We start from the raw sequence: 11016 nt of genomic DNA, 5'->3' as shown, positions 1-11016 counted from the left end.
TAATGAAAGGAGAATCTTCAAATTAGAGATTCTCCTTTCATTAGTTTTCTTCCTGTGATTATTTGTTTTTACTACTTCATTTTTATTATTCTATATACAGTAGAACGACTCACTCCTGTTTGTTTAGCAATCTCTTCGCCTGTAAGTTTTTGTTCATCGTATAGAAATTTAATTTCTCTTTTCTTATGGTCAGGCAATGAAGGTCTGCCGCCTTTTCGCCCTCTTGCTCGTGCTGCTTCTAATCCTTTTTTTGTTCGTTCACTTAATAAGTTAGCTTCAAGTTCAGCGAATGCACTCATCATGGTAAAGAACATCTTGCCGATCGCATCTTTAGTCGATACGTTCATATCTATAATATGTAAATCAATGCTATTATCATCCAACCATTGCGATAGCTCAATTAACTGTTTTGTTGTACGTCCAAGACGATCTAGTTTATAGATAACTAGGATATCTCCTTCGCGTAAATAATCTAAACACTTATCAAGTTCTGTTCTTTTCGTTTTGCGACCGCTCGCTTTCTCGCTAAAGATACGTTCACAACCATATTCCTCAAGTGTGTCAGTTTTGGAGTTATATGGCACAAATTTTGTGCTTTAAATGGCGCAAAGCAGGTAGACAATTATATAACTGTTTACCTGCTTTCTTTTATAACATTTCTTTAATTATTCTATAAATGGAACTCCTACTTAATCCCGTCATTTGAGCAATTTCTTCACCTGTATATTTATCACTATCATATAGTTGTTTAATATAATACCTTTGGCTTTTTTCAACTTTTTGAGGTCGTCCTCCTTTTCGACCTTTTTCTCTAGCGGCTTTCAAACCATTTGACGTTCTCTCTTGCACTAGAACTTTTTCGGATTCTAGCAACATTTGGAATACTCTAATAAAGTATTGCCCATATTCATTTTGAGTATTTATATTCAGATTAAGTACTTCTAAATGGAGGTTTTTCGATATTATTTCGTTATCTATGAAGTCCATAAACTGTTTTGGCGTTAATCCCAAAGTTTTTAAGTCATTTATAACTAAAATATCATTCTCTTTTAATTCTTCTAAACAACTTTTAAGTTCTATTTGGTTTTTACTATAAATATTTACTTTCTCAGAAAAAACTAAATCACATCCATTGATTAACAAATGAGTTATCTCAACATCTAAATTTTGGTCAGTATAAGGTACACGTGCATATCCTATTTTTCTCATATACTACAGCCCTTTCAAATTACTCATTTTCTCCTATTAGTAAGCCATCTCTAGCAGTTTCTATCACTTCAACATTTATTTTATTCAATTCGTTAATCTCCATAATTCGTATAATTTGAGAAAATAATCTTTGTACTAATCTAAAATTACCATTCGTAATTTTTATTACCGTATTAATAGATTCATAATCTTCAAAATCCTCATAACTTAAAGGTAAGGAAAGCTCCTCCCACCTATATTCTAAAACGTGTTTTAATTCATCGTTGCTTAATTTTTCAAATTGATGACTAAAACCAATACGGGAATATAATTGAGGATACCTTGACAATCGTTTTTCTATACCTGGCATACCGATTAAAACAACACCAATATCAAGTTGATCATAAATATCTCTAATAATCTCTAGTGTTTTATAATTTAGTCTATCAACTTCATCAATAATAATTAAATCAATTTCATAATTACTTGGTTGTAATCTAACAAGTTCTTCTAATCCGTTAAATTCCTCTTGTCTTTTTAATGATCGATATCCAATTTTCCCTAATGTTAATTCACTAGCCAAGTTTAATAATTCTTTATAAATTCTTGAAGGTCTAACAGGAGGGGCAGTATAAAAAATGGTTTTGCAATTTAGAAATTGATCATCATGTACATTACTTCCTTTATCATCAGCTTTTTGATAATTAGTAATGATTGGGTTTACATAGTCCCAATTTGCATAATATTGTGCAGAAAATGTTTTACCTACACCGGGATTTCCGTAACAAACCCCCATATATTTATACTTAGCGCAATTATCACAAAATTCTTCAAATCGACGGTACTGCTTTGTTTCAACAAAAGTTTTATTAGTCATTTTTATACCTCTTTAGTTTTGACTTTTTAACTTGTTTTGCGTTATTACTTAATTCTTCATTTGATAGTTTGGGACGATTAAGATTTTGAACGAGGTGACGTGTACGAGTAATACTTTTTCCTAACTCTCTTTTTTTATTTGCTCTTAGTCTTTCGATTTCTTTTATACTTATACTTTGGTTTTCTAAATCACTGCAATATGCAATACTTAAAAATTGATTGTTTAAATAGACTCGAATTTCTGAAATATCTTGAGGATCATATCTTATAAAAACTTCTTCTGTTATATAAGCAATGAGGTTAGTAGAAAAATACCTTAGTCCTTTAAAATAGATACCATCTTTGTGTATTTTTCTAGGTTTGCTTGTAGTTAATAATAGTAAATCTAATAATTCTCTAGATTCAGGTAATTGTGGGAGAAAGTCTGGTTGATTCCATTTCTGCATCGGTTTTTCTTTTGTTGTTCCATGTTTACGATAATGATATTCGTTTATTATAAAGTGCTCAAACTTATTATTAAGCTCTTCCAAAGTAAGATGTTTTCTTGACTTTTTATTTTTTGTATAACCAGGAAGTAATTGAAGAAACATTAAATTAACTGTTTGAAAAAAACGTTCTATTTTTCCTCTGCCTTTTGGTATACCTATTTTGGAATATATCAGTTCTATTTTGAGGTTAGCTGATACTTGTTGCATATGTTCTGAGGTATAATCTTTGCCATGATCAGTATAGAATTTTTCTGGTATGCCACAAATTGGCCAATTTGAATTTCCTTTTTTCCATATTGCTTGTCTTAGAACAAGTGCTGTTCTTTCAGTGTCTGGTGATCCAAACTCTATTCTGAAACCTGCAATTGCTCTGCTATAATCATCTAAAACAATTGTTAACCAAGGTCTTTCAATTTCATTCTTTTCATTTAATACTTCTATATCCAACATAGTATGATCAGCTTGCCAAATTTCATTGGGACGTTGGCACTCACGTAAAAATATACCATCGTATTTTTCAGCATACTTTTTTGAGTTCATATTTGAATAAGCTTTTAAGTTTTCAGGTATTCGCTTAATAATATTATAAACTTGGTAATAACTAGGTTCAGGAACCCTCTTATTGTTACACCACTGCTTTGTTTTGCGATATATAGAAGCTATAGAAATTCCTCTGTTACTGAAATACTCGTTCTGAACAAAATTGATAATATCTCCATCTATCTTTATTCGATGTTTATCTTTTCTCGTTTTATCTGTAAGGCCAGCTAATCCATCATTTTTGTATCTATTAATCCAATTATAAAGCGTACGCTTTGGTATTTTTGCTGATTTGCTAACTGTTCTAACTGATTTTAAGTTTTTTAAATAAGGTTCAAGGACACGATATCTTTCCATAGCTTTTTTACGTTCTTCTTCTGTAAAGTCAGCTAAATTTTGAATCATTTCAGCACCTCCATTAAAAAAAGGAAGCATACTGTTATGCTCCCTAATTTAATTGTTAATGATACGCCATTAACAACAGCCTTTATTATTCTGTTGATCTTTACTTGTATTCTCTTTTTTACTCTCTTTATTTTCTTCAATTTCAACGGAACAACAAGCTTGCTCTTTAGGTTTTAATTTAGAAATAGCTTTTTTAAATGCGTTTTTTTCCATTTTAACACCTCCTTTAATTGTTATTTAGCAACCACATGATGTGTCGCAACATTCTTCTATATCAATAGCTTCTTCATTTTCATTGATAAATTCAAAAACATCTTTATAAGGCGACTGTTTTAATATATTAAATGTTTTTTCACATACAAAAGTTCTTTCTCCACGCTCAAATATATGATCATCATCATCTTCAATATGTTTAAATGGACCTTTATATATAACAGATTGTCCTTTATCAATACAAGGACCTTCTTTACCTTTATGAGCTATAATCGTCATGCTTCTAAAATCAATACCTTCTATAGTAGTCCATGTACTTTCACGTTTATCTATTTCTACACCGTAAAATCCTACATTTTCGAAAGCTTCAATAAAAGATTTTTCTTCAATAGCGCCTGAATAACAACCACTCCACAAGTCTTCATCTTGTCTCAATTGTTCTGGTACTTCTACGCTAGAAACAATATCTGAGATAACGGCTTTTCCACCCTCTTTTAAAACACGATAAATTTCCTTGAAAAGTTCCTCTTTTTCTTCAGTTGAAACTAAGTTTAGAACACAGTTAGATATAACCACGTCTATGCTATTATCTTTTATCATAGTCATTTCGTTTTCTAAGTAATTAATATATTGATTGATAGATTGATAAGTACCTAAATCTCTAGCAGGGTGCTCTTGTAAATATTTATCTAATACTTCTAAATCTAATTTTAAATTTTGAATCTTTCCTTTATAAAAACTTACATTGTCATAACCAATTTTTTCAATCATTTGATTTTGATATTTTTTAGCAAGATTTAACATATCATCATTCATATCTACGCCAATAACTTTACCTGTTTCACCGACAATTTGAGAAACTATATAAGGAACTTTTCCTCCGCCAGAACCTAAATCCAAAACGGTATCTCCTTCTTGAATCTTACCTAAAGAATCGCCACAGCCATAATCTTTTTCTATGATTTCATCGGGTATGATTTTTAAGTATTTCGTATCATACTCTACTGGACAACATAAATTTTCTTCATGATTTTTTGCAGCATTTCCATATCTATTAATTACTGACGTTTCTGGATTCATTAATTTATCCCCCTTAAATTTAAATAATCATATTAACAATTAGTCCTGTAGCAATGGCTACAACTAAAATTGCGATAACGAATGATATTACAAATTTTTTCTTGAATAACTTAGATAGCAATACGACTTCTGGAATACTTGCGCCAGCACCACCAATTATTAATGCTACTACTGTTCCTAGCGACATACCTTTTGATACTAATGCTTCGGCTATAGGTAACACTGTTTCTGGTCTGATATACATAGGGATACCGATAACAGAAGCAATAAAGACCGATATAAAACCATCACCACTTGCATACTTAGTTATAAATTCTTCAGGTATGAATCCGTATATAAAGGCGCCAATAAATACACCAATAAATAGATAAGGTAACATTGGGTATAAAAATGCCCACGCATCGTTTAATGCTTGTTTAAAACGAGATCCTGATTTATTAGCAAAAAAGCCATCACCTTTAACATTGACCCCTTTATAACTTTCAGCTAAATTCATTTTTGAAAACACTAAACCTGTTAAAATACTGAAAATTGCTAGTACTACAAAATAAACAACAGCTACTTTCCACCCTAATAATGCCCATAACATAAATATCATTAATGGATTCATTAACGGTGAAGCAATTAAGAAACTCATTGCTGGACCAAAAGGAACTTTGGAATTTAATAGACCTGCAAGTATTGGAATAGTTGAACAAGAGCAAAATGGTGTAACAGCACCAAATATCATACCTAATATATAATTGACGGCTTTATTAGGTTTGCTCAAAAGCTTTTTAATTTTTTCTTCTGAAACAACTTGTTGAATCAGACTTACTATAAAACTCACTACTATAAATAGTAATAATAATTCAAAAAATAACATCAGAAATGTTTTTATGAATTCCATAATTGAATCTACCATTAGTATAACGCCTCCGAATTTATTTAATCAACTTTTCTTGATATAATAATCAAAAAAAATTGATTAATTCTATGTTAAAAAGAAGATACTTAAAGTATCTTACAGCAAGTATCTTCTTTTAAAACCACCTGTATTTGTTGCTCATTAATTTTATAATGATTCCATGTGCCATGCTTTTCAGCAATAAGAATATTTGCATCTACTAATTTTTTTAAATGATAGGAAAGTTTAGATTGTTTTAATGCTAATAATTCTTCTAGATCACAAACACATAAAGATTTTGAATCACTTTGACGTATTGAATGTAGAATTTTAAGTCTGATTTTATCAGCTAGCGCATTAAACATCTGTTCATAAAAGTCTAATTGTTCTTCCTCAGTTCTATTAGGACTGGACTGAATAATTTCCATTAAATAATCACCTCTCTTATATATAGATATTTCTATTTTTGTTTGAGTTCTTGTATTGCTTGATTAAAATGAGTTTTTGTTATTTTACCATACATGTCAGGTTCACCTTTAAAGAACTCATTTTTCATATATGATATAGCTTCTTTTAAAGAAACTTCTCTTGATATCATAATTAGATTTAAGTAGCTAACAAAATAATCAACAGATAATGTACCTGCATGATTTATTCTCATAAAATCGAACTCCTTTATAAAATACTAAAACAATACATCAATTTTTTTTGATGTATTAACTATAAATTATTAATGCAACTTTTGCAAGTTACTAAATTCTGTTATTTAGGGTTTACCCTAATCGAACAATAAAAAATACTTGTAAAATGCTATTTGTGACTTTACCTGCTAATTTAGAATAACTTTTCTTGATAAATGATAAAGCTCAATACATTCACTATTCCATTTTATATTTTTCGAAATTCCATTGATAAATTATAAAAGATCCCCTCATTTTCATTAAAATCATTTAATTTTTCTAAACAAATGGCCACTCTCATTATTGTGGATATGAGAGTGGCCATAAATTTTATTTGTTTACTTGTCTATTTAACAAAGGGGATTCTCATTGCATTTATCAATCACTAACTAAATACTTTAAAGAACTAAAAGGATAATTTAATTTATCTCGATTTTAGTTCGTTACTTGTCATCCATTTATGATTTTTAACCATTTTGTCATTTTCAGTTGATCTATAATCAACTACATAAACAGTTGTCTTATTTACATCATCTATTTTTGCTTCTGCCCCCTTCATACCTGGCATATGGTCAGCTTCTAATTTAACTGTATCACCTTTCTTAAAGCCATTTTCAGGGGCATCGGCAACTTCTTCATTAACAACCCATTTATGATTACTGACCTTTTCATCCCCATTTGTGGGTGTATAGCTTACGACATAAGCATAAGTCTCATAAGCACCTTTTACAGTAGCTTCCGCATTTTTCATACCGGGCATATGTCCTGCTGTAATAGTAACTTCATCCCCTTTTTTAAATTTACTATCGTCTGTACGCTTCATATCATCTGGAGCCTTGCTTTCACTTTTATGTTCCATGTGTTCTTCTTCTTTTTGATCTTTAGAACCATTATTTTCTTCTTTACTACCCGTTGAGCAAGCTGATAATACTAATCCTGATGCTAATATAATAAATCCTAATTTTTTATACATATTTTAAAACTCCTTATTAATTATTTTGTTACTTTTATTTGTCCCATCATTCCATTATCTTCATGCTCAAGTATGTGACAATGGAACATGTATGTCCCAGTATTTTTAAAAACCACTTCTATTTTGGCTTTTTGTCCAGGTTCCAGAGATATAACGTCTTTTTTACCTCTCATATCTTCTGGAGGTTTCTTCCCATCCACTGATAAAACTTTAAATTGCGTTCCGTGGATATGGAATGGGTGCTTCATACCACCCATTTTATCTTTGACGTTTTCAATTTCCCAAGTTTCTTTCCGGTTTACCTTTTGTGTGAAATCTATTCTGTTAGGATCGAATTTTTTGCCATTAATAGTAACATTATCGTCCATACCTTCTAATTTGATTTTTTTATCTACTTTTGGAGTAGTGTCTTTGTTAGTACTTTTTTCTTTGTTAATAATTGGTAAAATTACTGTTTCATCATTATCAACAAGATTGACTTTTTCTTCTTTCATTTTAGATAAATCTATTACTATTTCTTTTCTTGCTGAAGGAGCTAAATTAATTTCTTTTAACTTTTTAGTCTTTTCTAAATGGCCGCCTTCTGAAGCAATGTATTCAAAACTTTGATTATTACTTAGCTTAAGATTTAAATCCCGAGCATTGGAGCCATTTAAAAGTCTCAAACGTATTTTTCCTTCTTTTGTTGTTAATTTAGGATCTACTTTCCCATTCACAAGGACTGTATCACCTTGAGTACCATCTTCATCTTTCGTTTTTGTATAATTTAATTTTTTAGATACAAATGTTTTATCTTGGATTATTATAGGCAAATCATTTTTCCCATAATTGCTAGGATAATTATTCTTTTTGTCATCCTCTATATATAATAACCCTGATAAACCATTATAAACTTGTTTAGCTGTATTTGGGGAGGGATGGGGATGATACCATAATGTAGAAGCCTCTTGTTTAACCTCAAATTTTATTGTTTTTTCTTTTCCTGGTTTTATAACTTGAGAAGGGCCTCCATCCACTTTTCCATCTATTTCTAACCCATGCCAATGAAATGTTGTATTTTCATCTAAGTTGTTGACTAACTTAATTTTAACCTTATCTCCTTTTTTTAATTTTAAAGTTGGCCCAAGTAAATTTCCATTGTATCCTAAAGTGTTAGAGAAATTACCTTTGTAAAATTCTGTCTTTCCTTTCTGCGCTTTTAATGTATAACTTTTATAACCATTGTTATCTTTTTTAGGCTCTAAAACTTTGGGAAATGTTATTTCATTTTTTCCTTGTGAAGAATTCAAATTTTTTCTTTCGTCATGATTTTTCATATCCATCATATCATTTCGCTTTTGATCATTTTCTTTCATGTCCATCATGTTGTGCTTACCTTCTGCAAAAGTATCATTAGGAACCATAAACATTATAGAAAATAACGTAATTAAAATTGTGAACATTTTTTTATACATTATATTTACCTCTTTTATTTTAATTTTAATGTAAATGCATTAATTGCTACGATGATCGTACTTAAAGACATAAGTATTGCACCCACAGCAGGTGATAATATTAAACCAATAGAAGCTAATATACCAGCTGCAAGAGGAACTGCAATCACGTTATATCCTGCGCCCCACCATAAATTTTGAACCATTTTTTTCATCGTATTTTTTGAAAGGGACAAAAAATTGATAATATCAGAAGGATTACTTTTAACGAGTATGACATCCCCCGATTCAACAGCTACATCTGTCCCTGCGCCAATTGCCATACCAATATCTGCTCTAATAAGGCTTGGCGCATCATTGATACCATCACCAACCATCATGATTTTGCTACCATTGCTTTGATAATCTTGGATAATACTTTCTTTATCTTCGGGCATCAATTGCGCGTGGACATCACTAATACCTAATTCTTCAGCCACTGTTTGTGCCACTTCTTTATTATCGCCTGTAAGCATGACTGGCGTAATGTTTCTCGATAATAAATCCGAAACCATTTGTTTTGAACTTTCTTTAATTTTGTCGCCTTGTGCGATAATACCAATAACTTGTCGGTCATGAATTAGATAACTAATAGAATTCCCTTGTTGAGCGAGATTCGTAAATTGTTCTTTATTATAATCAAAATTGCTTTTATCGAGATAAGAAACATTCACTATTTTGAGTTTTTTATTATCAACTGTGCCTTCTAAGCCTACACCTGGAATATTATTAACTTCTTGAGGAGTAGCATATGAAATATTTTTGCCTTTAGCAAAATCAACAATACCAGTGGCAAGTGGATGATTAGAATTACTTTCTAATGAAGCAAATAGACTCAATATTTCTTCATTATTTAACTCGTCTGTAAAACTTTCATAGTGATTCACTGAAAAGTTACCTTCAGTTAGTGTCCCAGTTTTATCCATCATGATGTAATCAATGTGTTGTGCGATTTCTACAGATTCTCTGTTTTTAATGATTAAACCATTATGTGCGCCTATAGAGGTAGAACGTGCTGTAACTAAAGGTATTGCCAAGCCTAATGCATGTGGACAAGCAATGACTAATACGGTTACTAGCCGTTCAAGTGCGAAATCGACGTTGTTTTGAATAAGCATCCATACAATAAATGAAATCAGGCCAATACTTACTGCAAAGTAAAACAAATAACCTGCGACTTTATCAGAGAGGAGTTCAGCTTTTGACTTATCGTTTTGAGCTTGGTTAACAAGACCCATAACTTGAGATAGGTAGCCATTTTCACCCGTAGCAGTCACTTTAACTTGTACTGTACCTGAACCATTAATTGAACCTCCAATAACATCATCATTATGAGTTTTATGAACTTTTTTTGATTCGCCAGTAACTAATGATTCGTCAATTGATGTTTCTCCTTGAACAATGATTCCGTCTGTGGGTATACTTTCGCCTGCTCTGACTTCCACAATATCGTCAATATGAATATCTGATATTTTAACTTCTTCTCGTTGATTGTTATCAATCAGCTTCACTGCAGTATTAGGTAAAAGTTCTGCCATTTTCTTCAGTGCATTGCCTGCATTACCTACTGCGTTCATTTCAATCCAATGACCTAATAACATGATTAAAATTAAAGTCGCTAATTCCCAGAAAAAGTCCATTGTATGTGTGGATGAACCACTGAAGTTATTCATATAAAAGGCGTATAAACTATAAATATAAGCTACTGAAATACCTAGAGCAACAAGCGTCATCATTCCAGGTTTTTTAGTTGAAATTTCATCTTTAGCCCCTGATAAAAATGGCTTTCCTCCGTAAAAGAATAAAATTGTAGCAAGAATTAATACAATCCAATCTGACCCTGTAAATGAAATTTGAAACGGTAATTTAACTCCCATCATGGGCGATAAAATAATAATCGGTATCGCAAAAATCAAAGAAATAAAGAATTTACTTTTAAAATTTCCATGATGGTGATGTTCATGATTACCATGACTAGTGTGATTTTCATGTTCTTGATGACTATGATGCTCATGATTACCATGACTAGTGTGATTTTCATGTTCTTGATGACTATGATGCTCATGATTTTGGTGTTTTTTGTTATTCGACAAAATTAAACCTCCTAATTTTATATTTTTAAAGATAGTAATAAGACAATTTGAGTATAACATATACGGTATGGGGGTATATACCATTTGACTTTTTTATTTTGTAGTGTACAGAAAATAACCAT

At 30.9% G+C, this 11016-nt stretch carries 12 protein-coding genes; all 12 read right to left on the bottom strand.

Going from position 1 to position 11016, the window contains the following annotated elements:
• Positions 1-71 precede the first annotated feature (71 nt).
• Positions 72-584 carry a recombinase family protein gene (locus KA824_RS12775; protein ID WP_210133280.1) on the bottom strand — a complete coding sequence of 171 codons (513 nt, stop codon included), beginning with the start codon at positions 582-584 and terminating at the stop codon, positions 72-74.
• Between the two features lie 64 nt (positions 585-648).
• Positions 649-1209 (bottom strand): recombinase family protein, encoded by a 561-nt coding sequence (locus KA824_RS12770; protein WP_031588353.1) that lies wholly within the window; start codon positions 1207-1209, stop codon positions 649-651.
• A 19-nt stretch (positions 1210-1228) separates the two neighbouring features.
• A complete protein-coding gene (locus KA824_RS12765; RefSeq protein WP_031588352.1) occupies positions 1229-2065 on the bottom strand; it encodes an AAA family ATPase in 837 nt (278 codons plus the stop codon).
• Positions 2058-3527 (bottom strand): Mu transposase C-terminal domain-containing protein, encoded by a 1470-nt coding sequence (locus tag KA824_RS12760; protein WP_078099797.1) that lies wholly within the window; start codon positions 3525-3527, stop codon positions 2058-2060. The genes KA824_RS12765 and KA824_RS12760 overlap by 8 nt, the downstream gene beginning before the upstream one ends.
• 39 nt (positions 3528-3566) lie before the next feature.
• Positions 3567-3710: a hypothetical protein gene (locus KA824_RS12755; RefSeq protein ID WP_088401729.1), complete on the bottom strand. Its 144-nt coding sequence runs from the start codon at positions 3708-3710 to the stop codon at positions 3567-3569.
• A 24-nt stretch (positions 3711-3734) separates the two neighbouring features.
• Positions 3735-4790, bottom strand: coding sequence for a methyltransferase domain-containing protein (locus KA824_RS12750; protein ID WP_210133279.1), 1056 nt, complete (start codon positions 4788-4790; stop codon positions 3735-3737).
• Positions 4791-4809: 19 nt separating this feature from the next.
• On the bottom strand, positions 4810-5694 hold the full coding sequence (locus KA824_RS12745) for a permease (RefSeq protein WP_031588349.1): 885 nt from the start codon (positions 5692-5694) through the stop codon (positions 4810-4812).
• A gap of 89 nt (positions 5695-5783) precedes the next feature.
• Positions 5784-6104: an ArsR/SmtB family transcription factor gene (locus KA824_RS12740; RefSeq protein ID WP_210133278.1), complete on the bottom strand. Its 321-nt coding sequence runs from the start codon at positions 6102-6104 to the stop codon at positions 5784-5786.
• Between the two features lie 32 nt (positions 6105-6136).
• On the bottom strand, positions 6137-6337 hold the full coding sequence (locus tag KA824_RS12735) for a hypothetical protein (protein WP_031588347.1): 201 nt from the start codon (positions 6335-6337) through the stop codon (positions 6137-6139).
• Between the two features lie 443 nt (positions 6338-6780).
• The gene (locus KA824_RS12730) at positions 6781-7329 is read right to left on the bottom strand and encodes a DUF1541 domain-containing protein (protein WP_031797805.1); all 549 of its coding nucleotides are present in this window, start codon (positions 7327-7329) and stop codon (positions 6781-6783) included.
• A 20-nt stretch (positions 7330-7349) separates the two neighbouring features.
• On the bottom strand, positions 7350-8783 hold the full coding sequence (mco, locus tag KA824_RS12725; RefSeq protein ID WP_031926379.1) for a multi-copper oxidase Mco: 1434 nt from the start codon (positions 8781-8783) through the stop codon (positions 7350-7352).
• Positions 8784-8797: 14 nt separating this feature from the next.
• Entirely contained in the window at positions 8798-10894 is a 2097-nt protein-coding gene (copB, locus tag KA824_RS12720; protein WP_002510755.1) for a copper-translocating P-type ATPase CopB, read from the bottom strand.
• Positions 10895-11016: the final 122 nt, after the last annotated feature.

The organism is Staphylococcus sp. GDY8P198P, from assembly GCF_017891615.1.
Taxonomy (GTDB): domain Bacteria; phylum Bacillota; class Bacilli; order Staphylococcales; family Staphylococcaceae; genus Staphylococcus; species Staphylococcus cohnii.
The sequence above is the reverse complement of the archived record's forward strand: the minus strand, read 5'-3'. Positions and strand labels throughout refer to the sequence as shown.

Coding starts and splice junctions, on each gene's coding strand:
- KA824_RS12770 (WP_031588353.1), bottom strand. CDS start 1,209: ATGAGAAAAATAGGATATGCACGTGTACCTTATACTGACCAAAATTTA.
- KA824_RS12760 (WP_078099797.1), bottom strand. CDS start 3,527: ATGCTTCCTTTTTTTAATGGAGGTGCTGAAATGATTCAAAATTTAGCT.
- KA824_RS12730 (WP_031797805.1), bottom strand. CDS start 7,329: ATGTATAAAAAATTAGGATTTATTATATTAGCATCAGGATTAGTATTA.
- KA824_RS12765 (WP_031588352.1), bottom strand. CDS start 2,065: ATGACTAATAAAACTTTTGTTGAAACAAAGCAGTACCGTCGATTTGAA.
- KA824_RS12745 (WP_031588349.1), bottom strand. CDS start 5,694: ATGGTAGATTCAATTATGGAATTCATAAAAACATTTCTGATGTTATTT.
- KA824_RS12750 (WP_210133279.1), bottom strand. CDS start 4,790: ATGAATCCAGAAACGTCAGTAATTAATAGATATGGAAATGCTGCAAAA.
- KA824_RS12735 (WP_031588347.1), bottom strand. CDS start 6,337: ATGAGAATAAATCATGCAGGTACATTATCTGTTGATTATTTTGTTAGC.
- mco (WP_031926379.1), bottom strand. CDS start 8,783: ATGTATAAAAAAATGTTCACAATTTTAATTACGTTATTTTCTATAATG.
- KA824_RS12740 (WP_210133278.1), bottom strand. CDS start 6,104: ATGGAAATTATTCAGTCCAGTCCTAATAGAACTGAGGAAGAACAATTA.
- KA824_RS12755 (WP_088401729.1), bottom strand. CDS start 3,710: ATGGAAAAAAACGCATTTAAAAAAGCTATTTCTAAATTAAAACCTAAA.